This is a genomic window from Trinickia caryophylli, from assembly GCF_034424545.1.
GTDB classification, from domain to species: domain Bacteria; phylum Pseudomonadota; class Gammaproteobacteria; order Burkholderiales; family Burkholderiaceae; genus Trinickia; species Trinickia caryophylli.
Genome location: NZ_CP139970.1, coordinates 1,539,910 through 1,555,464 on the forward strand (window position 1 = coordinate 1,539,910; position 15,555 = coordinate 1,555,464).

7 protein-coding genes, 2 tRNA genes and 3 rRNA genes are annotated in these 15,555 nt (G+C 59.6%); 2 read left to right on the plus strand and 10 right to left on the minus strand.

Features of this window, described 5'->3' with window-relative positions; all coding sequences use genetic code 11:
• Positions 1 to 7: 7 nt before the first annotated feature.
• From mraZ to U0034_RS07010, 4 genes are all read right to left on the minus strand, one after another.
• Positions 8 to 436 (minus strand): division/cell wall cluster transcriptional repressor MraZ, encoded by a 429-nt coding sequence (gene mraZ, locus U0034_RS06995; RefSeq protein ID WP_085224332.1) that lies wholly within the window; start codon positions 434 to 436, stop codon positions 8 to 10.
• A gap of 369 nt (positions 437 to 805) precedes the next feature.
• Positions 806 to 1,441: a 2-polyprenyl-3-methyl-6-methoxy-1,4-benzoquinone monooxygenase gene (coq7, locus tag U0034_RS07000; protein WP_085223071.1), complete on the minus strand. Its 636-nt coding sequence runs from the start codon at positions 1,439 to 1,441 to the stop codon at positions 806 to 808.
• Between the two features lie 186 nt (positions 1,442 to 1,627).
• Entirely contained in the window at positions 1,628 to 3,352 is a 1,725-nt protein-coding gene (locus U0034_RS07005) for a long-chain fatty acid--CoA ligase (protein WP_085223069.1), read from the minus strand.
• A gap of 124 nt (positions 3,353 to 3,476) precedes the next feature.
• Positions 3,477 to 5,555 (minus strand): molybdopterin-containing oxidoreductase family protein, encoded by a 2,079-nt coding sequence (locus tag U0034_RS07010; protein WP_085223067.1) that lies wholly within the window; start codon positions 5,553 to 5,555, stop codon positions 3,477 to 3,479.
• 152 nt (positions 5,556 to 5,707) lie between these two features.
• On the opposite strand from U0034_RS07010, the gene U0034_RS07015 reads away from it, so the two are divergent.
• The gene (locus U0034_RS07015) at positions 5,708 to 6,901 is read left to right on the plus strand and encodes a M20 aminoacylase family protein (protein WP_085223065.1); all 1,194 of its coding nucleotides are present in this window, start codon (positions 5,708 to 5,710) and stop codon (positions 6,899 to 6,901) included.
• A 93-nt stretch (positions 6,902 to 6,994) separates the two neighbouring features.
• Here the strand turns inward: U0034_RS07015 and rrf are convergent.
• From rrf to U0034_RS07045, 6 genes are all read right to left on the minus strand, one after another.
• Positions 6,995 to 7,108 (minus strand): 5S ribosomal RNA (gene rrf, locus U0034_RS07020).
• Positions 7,109 to 7,279: 171 nt separating this feature from the next.
• Positions 7,280 to 10,163, minus strand: a 23S ribosomal RNA gene (locus U0034_RS07025).
• A gap of 335 nt (positions 10,164 to 10,498) precedes the next feature.
• Positions 10,499 to 10,574: transfer RNA gene (locus U0034_RS07030), tRNA-Ala, on the minus strand.
• A gap of 109 nt (positions 10,575 to 10,683) precedes the next feature.
• Positions 10,684 to 10,760 (minus strand) — tRNA-Ile (locus tag U0034_RS07035).
• 64 nt (positions 10,761 to 10,824) lie between these two features.
• Positions 10,825 to 12,355: ribosomal RNA gene (locus U0034_RS07040) — 16S ribosomal RNA — on the minus strand.
• The 16S, 23S and 5S rRNA genes sit together here with 2 tRNA genes alongside, the layout of an rRNA operon.
• Positions 12,356 to 12,866: 511 nt before the next feature.
• A complete protein-coding gene (locus U0034_RS07045) occupies positions 12,867 to 13,643 on the minus strand; it encodes an enoyl-CoA hydratase (protein WP_085228341.1) in 777 nt (258 codons plus the stop codon).
• Between the two features lie 146 nt (positions 13,644 to 13,789).
• Here U0034_RS07045 and paaN point away from each other — a divergent pair, with 146 nt between their 5' ends.
• Positions 13,790 to 15,499, plus strand: a complete 1,710-nt coding sequence (paaN, locus tag U0034_RS07050; RefSeq protein ID WP_085228143.1) for a phenylacetic acid degradation protein PaaN — start codon at positions 13,790 to 13,792, stop codon at positions 15,497 to 15,499.
• Positions 15,500 to 15,555: the final 56 nt, after the last annotated feature.

A 15,555-nucleotide genomic window follows, 5' to 3' on the forward strand; every position in this document is an offset into this window, starting at 1 on the left:
ACCGCGATCAGAACGTGAAATTCTTCAAGGCTTCCGGCATGCCTTGAGCCATTGCCGCCTGCTCCTTGGCCGCATAGGTCTGCGCATCCCAGACCTCGAAATGGCTTCCCATGCCCAGCAGCATCACTTCCTTTTCCAAACCTGCGGCCATCCGCAGCTCCGGCGAGACGAGAATGCGGCCCGCGCTGTCGAGGTCGATGTCCGACGCATTGCCGAGGAAAATGCGGCGCCACCAGTGCGCATCCATCGGCAACGCAGCGATCTTGGCGCGAAAGACTTCCCACTCCGGGCGAGGAAACAGCAAAAGGCATCCGTCCGGGTGCTTCGTCAGCGTCACCCGTCCTTGTGCCTCGCCTTGCAGCGCTTCGCGATAGCGAGCGGGCACCGACATCCGGCCCTTCGCATCGAGCGTCAGCGCCGACGCCCCTTGGAACACGTCCTCTTCCCCTCGGGGCGCCCCGCCCCACAAGCTCACACTCGAAATCGAGCCGAAATGGTCCGATCAATCCACAAAAAAACACTTTTTCACACTGTCTCCCACTTTAGTGTAAGGCTGTGGACCGGTCAAGGGCGCCGATCGCTTTTTTATTCGATAGAACAAGGACTTACGTGCCGTTCCTCACGCACACCTTAAAACAGAAAAACGTTATAAAAGAATGGGCTACTGCATGTTGTGAAGGTGATACCTGAGAATCTCGCGACAAGCGAAGGGCAGAAGGGGACTGGACGTTGGCCAAAAGGCAGGGGCCGTGCGGATGCGGAGGAGGTCGAGAGCGGCGGCGCGTGCAAGCGCCGCACGGAGACGTCAGATGTAATAGGCAGTGCGCGTCATCACTTTCGACGCCGCGCGCATAAGCGCGCGAATGGGAAACGGCAATTCCGCACCGCCGGCGTCGGTTGCGGCCTTTGCATGCGCCATCTCGTCGACCCGCATCTGTTCGACGATCGCGCGCGACTGCGCGTCGGCCGGCGGCAGAGATTGAAGGTGGCCATCGAGATGCCGCTCCACCTGCCGTTCGGTTTCCGCCATGAAGCCAAGGCTCGCCTTGTCGCCGAAGCGGCCGGCAGCAAGACCAATCGCGATCGAACCCGCGTACCAGAGCGGGTTCAGCAGGCTCGGACGCGAATCGAGGTCCTTGAGCCGTTGTGCCGTCCATGCGAGGTGGTCCTCCTCCTCGCGCGCGGCCTGCTCGAAAGCGGCTTTCACCGAGGGAGAGCGGCTGGCGAGCTTTTGAGCCTGATAGAGTGCCTGAGCACAGATCTCGCCGACGTGATTCACGCGCATCAGGCCTGCCGCATGCGTGCGCTCCGCAGGCGTCATTTCGTCTGTGGCAGCGGTGTCTTGCGCCGATGCGCCCGGAATCGGCCGGCTCATGCGGCTCACTCCGGCAATCGAACGCAATCCTCGGTCAAATTCGGTGACCAGTTCGTCAATCGTCATCCCGTTCTCCAATGCGCGGCCGGCGCGACGGCGGATGCGGCGGAAGCAGCGCGCGTGCGCAGGCTCCCGGCAATTCGCCGCACCGCTCACCGTCCACGGCTAACCGCCCATTTTAGACGATCCAGTCCGCCTTCGACGATGCGAAATGGAATGCCCCCGGCGACGGGCGCCGCCGGGGCGGTACGCTCAGACGTTGCGCTCGACCGCCACCGGCGTGGCGGGCGAACTCGCAGGGGACGCGACGCGAGTCTCGCGCAGTTCGCGACGCAGGATCTTGCCGACGTTGGTCTTCGGCAATTCCGTTCGAAACTCGATGAGCTTGGGCCGCTTGTAGCCCGTGAGCTGCAGCTTGCAAAACGCCTGGATGTCGGCTTCGGTCAACGAGGGATCGCGCTTGACGATGACGAGCTTCACCGCCTCGCCCGAATGCTCATCGGGCACGCCGACTGCGGCAACCTCGAACACACCCGGATGCTTCGCGACCACATCCTCGATTTCGTTCGGATAAACATTGAAGCCCGACACGAGAATCATGTCCTTCTTGCGATCGATGATCTTGAAGAAACCGCGCTCGTCCATCACGCCGATGTCACCCGACTTGAAGAAGCCGTCCGCCGTCATGACCTTGGCCGTTTCGTCGGGGCGATTCCAGTAGCCGGCCATCACTTGCGGGCCACGAATGCAGATCTCGCCGGGCTGGCCCGTCGGTACGGGGTTGCCGTCGTCGTCGCGGATCGACACTTCCGTGGACGGCAACGGAATGCCGATCGTGCCGTTGTATTCGGTGGCGGTAACCGGATTGCAGACGGCGGACGGTGACGTTTCGGACAAGCCATACCCCTCGACGATCGGCACGTGCGTGCGGTCGAACCAGCGCTTTGCCACCGCTTCTTGCACGGCCATGCCACCGGCGTTCGCGACCAGCAGTTTCGAGAAATCGAGCTTGCCGAAGTCGGGATGGTTGAGCATTGCGTTATAAAGCGTGTTGACCGCCGGAAACGTATTGATCGCGTAGCCGTGCAACTGCTTGATCATCCCGGCGATATCGCGCGGGTTCGGAATCAGCACGCCGAGGCCGCCAGTGCGGATCGTCAGCATGCAGCAAACCGTCAGCGCATAGATGTGATAGAGCGGAAGCGCGATCACGTTGACGATCTGATCGACGTCCGAGCGCTTCGTGTGCGCCGGTTCATGCCATGCGGCCGATTGCAGCACGTTGGCCACGATATTGCCGTGCGTGAGCGTGGCGCCCTTCGCCACCCCTGTCGTACCGCCCGTGTATTGCAGGAAGGCGATGTCCGCGGCAGTCAGCCGCGCCGGCTCGAACGTCCGCTGCGCGCCGGCGGCCAAGGCATCGTTGAACTTGACGTGCCCGGGCAGCGTCCACGCCGGCACCATCTTCTTCACGCGCCTGACGACGAAGTTGACGATGGGCCCCTTCAGCCCCATGAGGTCGCCCATGGATGCCACGACGATGTGTTCGATCGCCGTGTTTCGCACCACGGCCTGCAAGGTCGCGGCGAAGTTCTCCAGCAAGACGATCGCTTGCGCACCGCTGTCCTTGAGTTGATGCTCGAGTTCGCGCGGCGTGTAAAGCGGGTTGACGTTCACCACCACGTAGCCGGCTCGCAGGATCGCGGCCATCGCAACCGGATATTGCAGGATATTCGGCATCATGATCGCGACGCGGGCGCCGCGAGCAAGTCCTTTCGATTGCAGCCACGCACCGAACTTGCGCGATAGCGCATCGAGCTCGCCGTAGGTGATCGCCTTGCCCATGCAGACGAATGCACGTTTATCGCGGTATTCGCGAAAGCTGTCATCCAGCAACTCGCTCACCGACGCATAACGCGCCGGATCGATCTCAGCTGGAACGCCTGGCGGATACGACTTGAGCCAGATTTTGTCCATACGGCGCCTCCCCCAAATATTTTTCGAATGGTCGTGCGAAAAATGCATGCTAGCCGGTCGCTCCATTTCGAACAACCGAATTAGAGATCGAGTTCCAACTCCGGCACGCGCCCGCCTCCACGGCTTACGCGCGCTCGACCTCCACAAGGCAATCGTAGAAGGTTGCGGAGCCCCCAAGGTCCGTCAGTGCCTGACTCGTCAGTTCATTGGCATTCCGGCCGTCCGGCGCCAGCTTTTTCCACCAGATCGACAGCCCGACGACGACGCCCGAGCGTGCCCGGTCAGTCACGCGTGCGCGCGCCTGCATCGCGCCCCTGCCGTTGTATACACGCACGATATCGCCATCGTCGATGCCGCGCGGTGCCGCATCGCACGGATGAATATCCAGATGTGGCTCGACTTCCGACGCGCGAAGGCTATCGATGTTGACGAACGTTGAGTTGAGGAAATGACGCGCCGGTGGCGAAATCATTGCCAGTGGATAGCGCGCGGCGAGCTCGGGGGCGCCGTCATGAGATTCGTGGGGAGGCAGGTAGTCGGGCAACGGGTCGAGCCCTTCTTTTTCCAGCAGCGCGCTCGAAAACTCGCACTTGCCGCTCGGTGTATGGAAGCCACCTTCGGCGAACGGCGCATCGGCCACGTCGAGCTTGATCCAGCCTTGCTCTTCGAGCATTTGCCAGTTCGCGCCTCGCAGCGACGGATCGTCCCAGCGCAAGGCCGCACGGGCAATCGTTTCGTCGCTTTCATAGATGGCCGGCTCGGCGATGCCCATTTTTCGCGCAATGCTCCGGAATATTTCGGTATTGGGCTTGGCCTCGCCCACTGGCTCGATGGCCGGACGGTTCAGCATCACGTAGGTGTGGCCATACGACTTATGGATGTCGAGGTGCTCGAGCTGCGTGGTGGCCGGCAGCAGCAGGTCTGCATAATCGGCCGTATCGGTGCGGAAGTGCTCGAGCACGATGGTGAACAGATCCTCGCGCGCGAACCCGGCGGCCACCCGCGCCGAGTCGGGTGCGACCGCGACCGGGTTCGAGTTGTAGACGATCAACGCTTCGATCTTCGGACCGAACGTTTCGTCGCCGGGGTGCAGCAACGCATCGCCGATTGCATTCATATTGACCGCACGCGGCAGCGATGTCGGCCATCCAGGCATCAGGTCGGGGCGCTCGAGCGCGGCCTGGTCGACCGGTGCCCAATGCGACGACGAAAGCAGTAATCCCCCCGCTCGGTCGCGCCAGGCGCCCGTCAGCGAGGGCAGACACGCAATGGCCCGCGTGGCGTTGCCGCCGCCGCGCACGCGTTGCGCGCCATAGTTGAGCCGAATAGCCGCTTTGCGCGTACGGCCGTAAAGACGCGCGAGCTCGACGATTTCGCTCTCGTCGATACCGCAGATCGCTGCCGCCCGAGACGGCGGGTACGCCAGCGCGCGCGCCTTGAGGGCTTCGAAACCCAGCGTGTGCGCATCGATGTAGGCCCGGTCGAGCAGATCCTCGGTAATCAGGACATGCATCATGCCGAGCGCCAACGCTGCGTCGGTACCCGGGCGCAGCGCGATGTGCTGATGACACTTTTCCGCCGTCAGCGAGCGATAGGGATCGATTGCGACAAGCCGGGCGCCCCGGCGCTTCGCCTCTTGCGCACGGGTCCAGAAATGCAGGCTGGAGGCAATTGGATTCGCGCCCCAAATCAGGATCAGCTCGCTTTCCTCGAAGAACTGGACATGCATGCCGAGGCTGCCGCCATAGGTATGGCGCAGGCCGGCCGCGCCGGCTGCGGAGCAGATCGTCCGCTCGAGGCGGGATGCCCCGAGCTTGTGAAAGAACCTTTGTGCCACGCTTTCGCTCTGCACGAGCCCCATTGTGCCGGCGTAGCTATAGGGAACGAGCGCTTGCGGCTCCCGGTGGACGACCTCGCCGAGCCGCTCCGCCGCGATCGATATCGCCTCGTCCCAGCTGATTGGCGCGAATCGACCCTCGCCTTTTCGCCCGACGCGCTTCATCGGCACGGTCAGGCGGTCGGGGTGATGGACCCGCTCGGGGTAGCGAGTGACTTTCGTGCAGAGCACGCCCTGCGTGGGAGGATGGTCGGGGTCCCCCGCGACCTTGACTGCTTTACCGTTCTCTACCGTCACGCGCATCGCACACGTATCGGGGCAGTCGTGTGGGCAGACGGCACGGGCAAACTCAGTAGGAGCATTCATCGTTGACGTTCAAAGCGGAAGCGATCGGAACTCAGCCGATTTTATTACGTCTTGCGCCGCAGCCCGCACCGGAATCGGTGAGATGGCCGTTGGGCGTAGAATGAGTTGATCGATTCGCACTCCATTGATCCCGTCTACTAGCCGAACGCATCATGAAACTCATTCCGGAAGTACTGGCCGCACGAGACGAAATTCAATCGCTCCGACGAACGATTCATGCCCACCCCGAACTGCGCTATGAGGAAGTCCGCACTGCCGAACTCGTTGCCCGGCAGTTGGAGCAATGGGGCATCGAAGTCCATCGCGGGCTCGGTAAAACGGGCGTCGTCGGTGTTCTGAAGCGAGGCAGCAGTCCGCGCATGATCGGCCTGCGGGCAGATATGGACGCATTGCCGATTCAGGAACTCAACAGCTTCGAGCATCGCTCGCAAAACGAGGGCCGCATGCATGCATGCGGGCACGACGGACATACGGCGATGCTGCTCGGCGCCGCACAATATCTGGCGAGAGATGGTGAATTCGACGGCACGATCGTCTTCATTTTCCAACCCGCCGAGGAGGGCGGCGCCGGAGCACGAGCGATGATGGACGACGGCCTCTTTACCCGGTTCCCCGTCGATGCGGTATTTGGGATTCACAACTGGCCGGGCCTGCCGGAGGGCACGTTCGGGGTGACCGAAGGGCCGATCATGGCCTCGAGCAACGAATTTCGTATCGATATTCGAGGTGTCGGCGCGCATGCCGCGATGCCACATAACGGCCGCGACCCGGTTTTTGCGACGGTACAGATCGCCAACGCACTTCAAAGCATCATCACTCGCAGCAAAAAACCGCTGGATACGGCGGTGCTGTCGATCACTCAGATCCATGCGGGAGACGCAGTCAATGTGATCCCTGACGACGCTTGGCTCGCGGGAACGGTGAGGACCTTCACGACCGAGACACTCGATCTCATCGAATCGAAGATGGAACAAATCGCAGTCGCCACGGCGTCTGCATACGAATGCACCGCCGTCGTCACGTTCCATCGCAACTACCCGCCGACGGTCAACAGCCGCGAGGAAACGCGATTTGCCGCCGAAGTCATGCGCGAGCTGGTGGGCGCCGAAAACGTGGACGCTTCCGTTGAGCCGACCATGGGCGCCGAAGACTTTTCGTTCATGCTGCAGGCGAAACCCGGCTGCTACGCATTTCTCGGCAACGGGAGCGGCGGCCATCGCGACGCGGGCCACGGCGCGGGTCCTTGCATGCTGCACAACGCGAGCTACGACTTCAACGACGCGCTACTGCCGATCGGGTCGAGTTACTGGGTGCAGCTCGCGCAGCGGTTTCTGAAAGGGGGTTGAGGCAGGCAGCGTAGCGCGCTCGAAGGGGAGCGCGCGGCGCAAAGCAAAAACCCCCGCGAGCTTGGAGCTGGCGGGGGTTTTCAGAAGAAGGGAGCCTGACGATTACCTACTTTCACACGGGCAATCCGCACTATCATCGGCGTGGAGTCGTTTCACGGTCCTGTTCGGGATGGGAAGGGGTGGTACCAACTCGCTATGGTCATCAGGCATGACTTGTTGCTGCGCAGCGGTGTGGGCTGCGAAGCCAATCTGGGAAGAAGTATGGCGTAATGTGGTAGTGCTTGTACGGCACTGAATCGCGAGTCAACCTGAGCGCGCCTGTCACACACTGAACGCGGTGCGGGGCACGCGCGATCAGAGCGAAGACGCTCCGGTTATAGGATCAAGCCTTACGGGCAATTAGTATCGGTTAGCTGAGTGCATTACTGCACGTACACACCCGACCTATCAACGTCCTGGTCTTGAACGACCCTTCAAGGGGATCGAGTCCCCAGGGAAGTCTCATCTTGAGGCGAGTTTCCCGCTTAGATGCTTTCAGCGGTTATCTCTTCCGAACATAGCTACCCGGCGATGCCACTGGCGTGACAACCGGTACACCAGAGGTTCGTCCACTCCGGTCCTCTCGTACTAGGAGCAGCCCCCCTCAAACTTCCAACGCCCACGGCAGATAGGGACCAAACTGTCTCACGACGTTTTAAACCCAGCTCACGTACCTCTTTAAATGGCGAACAGCCATACCCTTGGGACCGGCTACAGCCCCAGGATGAGATGAGCCGACATCGAGGTGCCAAACACCGCCGTCGATATGAACTCTTGGGCGGTATCAGCCTGTTATCCCCAGAGTACCTTTTATCCGTTGAGCGATGGCCCTTCCATACAGAACCACCGGATCACTATGACCTGCTTTCGCACCTGCTCGACTTGTCGGTCTCGCAGTTAAGCACGCTTATGCCATTGCACTATCAGCACGATTTCCGACCGTACCTAGCGTACCTTCGTACTCCTCCGTTACACTTTGGGAGGAGACCGCCCCAGTCAAACTGCCTACCATGCACTGTCCCCGACCCGGATCACGGGCCAAGGTTAGAACCTCAAACAAACCAGGGTGGTATTTCAAGGACGGCTCCACCGAAACTAGCGTTCCGGTTTCATAGCCTCCCACCTATCCTACACAGATCGGTTCAAAGTCCAATGCAAAGCTACAGTAAAGGTTCATGGGGTCTTTCCGTCTAGCCGCGGGGAGATTGCATCATCACAAACACTTCAACTTCGCTGAGTCTCGGGAGGAGACAGTGTGGCCATCGTTACGCCATTCGTGCAGGTCGGAACTTACCCGACAAGGAATTTCGCTACCTTAGGACCGTTATAGTTACGGCCGCCGTTTACCGGGACTTCAATCAAGAGCTTGCACCCCATCATTTAATCTTCCGGCACCGGGCAGGCGTCACACCCTATACGTCCACTTTCGTGTTTGCAGAGTGCTGTGTTTTTATTAAACAGTCGCAGCCACCAGTTTATTGCAACCCCTTCACCCTCCTGGCGCGAGCCAGTCAAGCTACAAGGGCGTACCTTATCCCGAAGTTACGGTACCAATTTGCCGAGTTCCTTCTCCCGAGTTCTCTCAAGCGCCTTAGAATACTCATCTCGCCCACCTGTGTCGGTTTGCGGTACGGTCATCGTGAGACTGAAGCTTAGAGGCTTTTCTTGGGACCCCTTCCGATTGCTTCGCGGCTTATAGCCACTCGCGCCACACCCTTGAATTACGCGCCCGGATTTGCCTAAGCGCCTTCTCCAATGCAGCGACCGGGACTTCCAACACCCGGACAACCTTCCGCGATCCGTCCCCCCATCGCATCTCACGACGGTGCAGGAATATTGACCTGCTTCCCATCAGCTACGCATTTCTGCCTCGCCTTAGGGGCCGACTCACCCTACGCCGATGAACGTTGCGTAGGAAACCTTGGGCTTACGGCGAGGGGGCCTTTCACCCCCTTTATCGCTACTCATGTCAGCATTCGCACTTCCGATACCTCCAGCATCCTTTACAAGACACCTTCGCAGGCTTACGGAACGCTCTCCTACCACACGTACTTACGTACGCATCCGCAGCTTCGGTATATGGCTTAGCCCCGTTACATCTTCCGCGCAGGACGACTCGATCAGTGAGCTATTACGCTTTCTTTAAAGGGTGGCTGCTTCTAAGCCAACCTCCTGACTGTTTTAGCCTTCCCACTTCGTTTCCCACTTAGCCATATTTGGGGACCTTAGCTGGCGGTCTGGGTTGTTTCCCTCTTGACACCGGACGTTAGCACCCGATGTCTGTCTCCCGTGATTACACTCTTCGGTATTCGGAGTTTGCTATGGCGAAGTAATCCGCAATGGACCCTTCAACCATGACAGTGCTCTACCCCCGAAGGTGACACACGAGGCACTACCTAAATAGTTTTCGGAGAGAACCAGCTATTTCCAAGTTTGTTTAGCCTTTCACCCCTATCCACAGCTCATCCCCTAACTTTTCAACGTTAGTGGGTTCGGTCCTCCAGTACGTGTTACCGCACCTTCAACCTGGCCATGGATAGATCACTTGGTTTCGGGTCTACGCCCAGCAACTGAACGCCCTATTCGGACTCGCTTTCGCTACGCCTGCCCTAATCGGTTAAGCTTGCTACTGAACGTAAGTCGCTGACCCATTATACAAAAGGTACGCCGTCACCTCTTACGAGGCTCCGACTGTTTGTATGCATGCGGTTTCAGGATCTATTTCACTCCCCTCCCGGGGTTCTTTTCGCCTTTCCCTCACGGTACTGGTTCACTATCGGTCGATCACGAGTATTTAGCCTTGGAGGATGGTCCCCCCATCTTCAGACAGGATTTCACGTGTCCCGCCCTACTTGTCGTACACCTAGTTCTTCCTCGCTGTTTTCGCCTACAGGGCTATCACCTGCTATGGCCGCACTTTCCAGAGCGTTCGGCTAACAACAAAGATAAAGAGTACAAGGCTCATCCCATTTCGCTCGCCACTACTTTGGGAATCTCGGTTGATTTCTGTTCCTGCGGTTACTTAGATGTTTCAGTTCACCGCGTTCGCTTCGCATGGCCTATGTATTCAGCCATGGATGACCCATACGGGCCGGGTTTCCCCATTCGGACATCTCCGGATCAAAGCTTGTTTGCCAGCTCCCCGGAGCTTTTCGCAGGCTACCGCGTCCTTCATCGCCTGTGATCGCCAAGGCATCCACCACATGCACTTGTTCGCTTGACCCTATAACGAGAGCGTCTCTCTTCGAGCCGCTTGCGCTACAGGTTGAGTTCTCGCGCTTGTGCCGTATTCCAAGGGCATCTTTCGATTCCCTTTTCATACTTCGATACAATCACTACCCATTGATATCTTCCACGTCCATCTCATCAGACGCTTCCAATATCCATTACTACTTCTTCCAGATTGTTAAAGATCGACAGCCGACTTGTTCAGTCGCTCTGACTGGCTCTATCGCCAATGACAAAGGCTCGAGCGGATGCGCTCACGCACTTGTCATTGGGGACCCCCCTTCGGCGATCGCACCCACGTACGCGCTAAAGCGCCAACGTGGGCGGGGATGGTGGAGGCAGACGGGATCGAACCGACGACCCCCTGCTTGCAAAGCAGGTGCTCTCCCAGCTGAGCTATGCCCCCAGGCACAACCAATTTGACACTCAGATAACTCCGTCGCTTATCACCACCGCTTAACTCCCTTCGGGAGTGAGATGCTCGTAAGTGCTAAAGCACTAACGATCATCGCAATTGGTGGGTCTGGTTGGATTCGAACCAACGACCCCCGCCTTATCAAGACGGTGCTCTAACCGACTGAGCTACAGACCCCTGAGTCTGTCAATCTTCACAGCCGATAAGCGTGAGTACTTAATCTTGAGCGCGCAAGCTCTGGAAAGGAGGTGATCCAGCCGCACCTTCCGATACGGCTACCTTGTTACGACTTCACCCCAGTCATGAATCCTACCGTGGTGACCGTCCTCCTTGCGGTTAGACTAGCCACTTCTGGTAAAACCCACTCCCATGGTGTGACGGGCGGTGTGTACAAGACCCGGGAACGTATTCACCGCGGCATGCTGATCCGCGATTACTAGCGATTCCAGCTTCATGCACTCGAGTTGCAGAGTGCAATCCGGACTACGATCGGTTTTCTGGGATTGGCTCCCCCTCGCGGGTTGGCGACCCTCTGTTCCGACCATTGTATGACGTGTGAAGCCCTACCCATAAGGGCCATGAGGACTTGACGTCATCCCCACCTTCCTCCGGTTTGTCACCGGCAGTCTCCTTAGAGTGCTCTTGCGTAGCAACTAAGGACAAGGGTTGCGCTCGTTGCGGGACTTAACCCAACATCTCACGACACGAGCTGACGACAGCCATGCAGCACCTGTGCGACGGTTCTCTTTCGAGCACTCCCACCTCTCAGCGGGATTCCGTCCATGTCAAGGGTAGGTAAGGTTTTTCGCGTTGCATCGAATTAATCCACATCATCCACCGCTTGTGCGGGTCCCCGTCAATTCCTTTGAGTTTTAATCTTGCGACCGTACTCCCCAGGCGGTCAACTTCACGCGTTAGCTTCGTTACTAAGGAAATGAATCCCCAACAACTAGTTGACATCGTTTAGGGCGTGGACTACCAGGGTATCTAATCCTGTTTGCTCCCCACGCTTTCGTGCATGAGCGTCAGTATTGGCCCAGGGGGCTGCCTTCGCCATCGGTATTCCTCCACATCTCTACGCATTTCACTGCTACACGTGGAATTCTACCCCCCTCTGCCATACTCTAGCCCGCCAGTCACCAATGCAGTTCCCAGGTTAAGCCCGGGGATTTCACATCGGTCTTAGCGAACCGCCTGCGCACGCTTTACGCCCAGTAATTCCGATTAACGCTCGCACCCTACGTATTACCGCGGCTGCTGGCACGTAGTTAGCCGGTGCTTATTCTTCCGGTACCGTCATCCCCGCCCGGTATTATCAGGCAGGATTTCTTTCCGGACAAAAGTGCTTTACAACCCGAAGGCCTTCTTCGCACACGCGGCATTGCTGGATCAGGGTTGCCCCCATTGTCCAAAATTCCCCACTGCTGCCTCCCGTAGGAGTCTGGGCCGTGTCTCAGTCCCAGTGTGGCTGGTCGTCCTCTCAGACCAGCTACGGATCGTCGCCTTGGTAGGCCTTTACCCCACCAACTAGCTAATCCGCCATCGGCCGCCCCTTGAGCGCGAGGCCCGAAGGTCCCCCGCTTTCCTCTCCCGAGCGTATGCGGTATTAATCCGGCTTTCGCCGGGCTATCCCCCACTCCAGGACACGTTCCGATGTATTACTCACCCGTTCGCCACTCGCCACCAGGGTTGCCCCCGTGCTGCCGTTCGACTTGCATGTGTAAAGCATGCCGCCAGCGTTCAATCTGAGCCAGGATCAAACTCTTCAGTTCAATACCTGTTACTGTTTTCGACTCTCTCGAGTCGGTCGCTCACTCAACGTACTGACAGGATTCATCCATCTCTCGACGGACAAACCTTACTCTCAATACAGCGTGAGACTTGATACTTTCGCTTCATCGAACCCCGAAGGATTCGACTGCGCTCGCCATCAAGTACCCACACTTATCGGCTGTGAATTGTTAAAGATCACGTCGCTCAACACCGCAGTACCTACCTTCCGTACCGCCCGTCTTGCGTTGCTGCATCAGCAGCAGAGAAACGAGATTATGCAGAGCGTTTCGCTTTTCGTCAACAGGTTTTTTGCATCGCTGCTTGCTTCACCCATCGACTCGGCCGTTGCGTTGCGCCCTTCCACTTACCGCGCACAAACCTCGCACAACGCCTCGCCACTCCATCGCTACAACCCTTCGCTTCCCCCGCGCCGCCGCTTTCGGTAGCGCGGAAAGGGCGTGATTCTAGGCGCCTTCCTCGAAGAGCGCAAGAGGGTATCGAACGATGCGGTTACCGGTGCTTGAACACCGGTTTGCGCTTCTCGACGAACGCCGCCATCCCTTCCTTCTGATCCTCAGTGGCGAAGAGCGAATGGAAAAGCCGCCGCTCGAAATGCACGCCCTCGGCGAGGGTAGTCTCGTAGGCGCGGTTGACCGATTCCTTCACCATCATCACCGCAGGCAAGGGAAATTCGGCGATCGTCGTCGCAGCAGCAATCGCCTCGTCGAGCAACGACGCAGCGGGCACGATGCGCGACACCAGCCCCGCGCGCTCGGCTTCCTCCGCATCCATGAAGCGCGCCGTCAGACACATATCCATCGCTTTCGCCTTCGACACCGCACGAGGCAGGCGCTGCGTACCGCCCGCGCCCGGCATCACGCCGAGCTTGATCTCAGGCTGACCGAACTTCGCCGTGTCGGCCGCGAGGATGATGTCGCACATCATTGCGAGCTCGCAGCCGCCGCCGAGCGCAAAGCCCGACACTGCGGCGATGATGGGCTTGCGGATCGAGCGTACCGTTTCCCAATTGCGCGTGATGTAGTCGCCCTTGTACACGTCCATGAACGAATACTTGGCCATCATCGAAATATCGGCCCCCGCCGCAAACGCTTTCTCGCTGCCCGCCAAGACAATCGCACCAATGGATTCGTCGGCATCGAACGCCCTGAGCGCCGCCCCGAGTTCGTCCATCAGCGCGTCATTGAGCGCATTCAGCGCCTTCGGCCGGTTCAACGTAACAAGGCCCACCCGCCCTCGCGTCTCGACCAAAATGTTTTCGTACTCCATCTGCATGCACCTCCTATGGTTTCTATGTAGGAACCGGGAAAACGCCTCAAAGCCCGCCGGGAACGATGGTAACATTCACCAACCAACCGGTCGGTCAATAAATGGTCGGCTCTCTCCCCTAACGCAAGGCCTTCTCCGTCTCCGCCATGACACATCCCCTATTTGCCAAGCACGAAGACACGCTCAGGAACGCCCTCGCAGCCATCGAGACACGCGGCTATTGGAGCCCGTTCGCCGAAATGCCCAGCCCCAAAGTGTACGGGGAAAGCAGCAACGCCGAGGGGGAGGCCGCCTTCAAAGCCCACCTCCATCAAACGTTCGAACTCGACCAGCCGGGCTCGGGCCAGACAGTCGGCGCGGAAAGGTCTCCATACGGCTTTGCGTTGGACGTCCGCTACTCCAAGGCCGATCCGGATTCGCTCATAGCCGCGGCGCGGACCGCCGAAGACAGCTGGCGCCGCGCGGGACGAGAAGCATGGGTCGGCGTGAGCCTGGAGATACTGTCGCGTCTCAATCGCGCCAGCTTCGAGATCGCCTACAGCGTCATGCACACGACCGGGCAAGCCTTCATGATGGCTTTCCAGGCGGGTGGCCCACATGCCCAAGACCGCGCGCTCGAAGCCATCGCCTACGCGTGGGCCGAGTTGCGCCGTGTACCGCCCGATGCGCATTGGGAAAAGCCACAGGGCAAAAATCCGCCGCTCGCCATGAGCAAGCGCTACATGATCGCCCCGCGCGGCATCGGACTCGTACTCGGATGCTGCACATTTCCCACCTGGAACGGCTACCCAGGCCTCTTCGCCGACCTTGCCACAGGCAACGCCGTCATCGTGAAGCCGCATCCGGGTGCCATTCTGCCGCTCGCCATCACCGTCCGTATTGCGCGCGAGGTGCTGCGCGAGGCGGGTTTCGATCCTAACGTCGTCACGCTGCTCGCCACCGAGGGCGACGACGGGCCGCTCGTCCGGCAACTCGCCGTTCGCTCCGAAATCAAACTCATCGACTTCACAGGCAGCACCGCAAACGGCAACTGGCTCGAACAGCATGCGCATCAGGCACAGGTCTACACAGAAAAGGCCGGCGTCAATCAGATCGTCATCGATTCCGCCGACGATCTGAAGGCCGTCGTCCGCAACATCGCCTTCTCGCTCGCGCTCTACTCGGGGCAGATGTGCACCGCTCCCCAGAACATCTACGTGCCGCGCGCGGGCATACGAACCGCCGAAGGGCACATTGCATTCGACGACGTTGCAGCCGCCATTGCGGGCGCGGTGCAAAAACTCGTCGCCGATCCCGCTCGCGCCGTGGAAATACTCGGCGCCATCCAGAACGACGGCGTCGTGCGACGCATCGGCGAAGCACGCACGCTCGGCCGCGTGCTGCTCGAAAGCACGCCGCTCGAGCACCCCGCTTTCAGCGAAGCCCGCGTGCGCACGCCGCTCATCGTCGGACTCGACGCGCGCAGCGACGCCGCGAAGTTCACCACCGAATGGTTCGGGCCGATCGCGTTCGTCGTTGCCACCGATTCCACGCAACACTCCCTCGAGCTCGCCGGCTCGATCGCCGAGCAGCACGGCGCATTGACGCTTTCGGTTTACAGCACGGACGAAGCGACGATCGAAGCTGCGCACGAGGCCGCGATTCGGGGCGGCGTTGCGCTGTCGATCAACCTGACCGGCGGCGTTTTCGTCAATCAGTCGGCCGCCTTCTCGGATTTCCATGCTACCGGCGCGAATCCCGCAGCAAACGCCGCGCTGACCGATCCTGCGTTCGTGGCAAACCGCTTTCGCATCGTTCAGAGCCGTATGCATGTTGCGCCGCTCGGTGAAGCGGCACAACCTGGCCAAACGGCATAGGCCGAATGACCGAATGGCGGCGCAAACGCCGCCCCCCTACGATGTCTCCATCCCCC

Bases quoted from the DNA above. Each gene is read 5' to 3' on its own strand.
- paaN (WP_085228143.1), top strand. From the start codon at position 13,790: ATGACACATCCCCTATTTGCCAAGCACGAAGACACGCTCAGGAACGCC.
- U0034_RS07045 (WP_085228341.1), bottom strand. From the start codon at position 13,643: ATGGAGTACGAAAACATTTTGGTCGAGACGCGAGGGCGGGTGGGCCTT.
- U0034_RS07005 (WP_085223069.1), bottom strand. From the start codon at position 3,352: ATGGACAAAATCTGGCTCAAGTCGTATCCGCCAGGCGTTCCAGCTGAG.
- coq7 (WP_085223071.1), bottom strand. From the start codon at position 1,441: ATGACGATTGACGAACTGGTCACCGAATTTGACCGAGGATTGCGTTCG.
- U0034_RS07010 (WP_085223067.1), bottom strand. From the start codon at position 5,555: ATGAATGCTCCTACTGAGTTTGCCCGTGCCGTCTGCCCACACGACTGC.
- U0034_RS07015 (WP_085223065.1), top strand. From the start codon at position 5,708: ATGAAACTCATTCCGGAAGTACTGGCCGCACGAGACGAAATTCAATCG.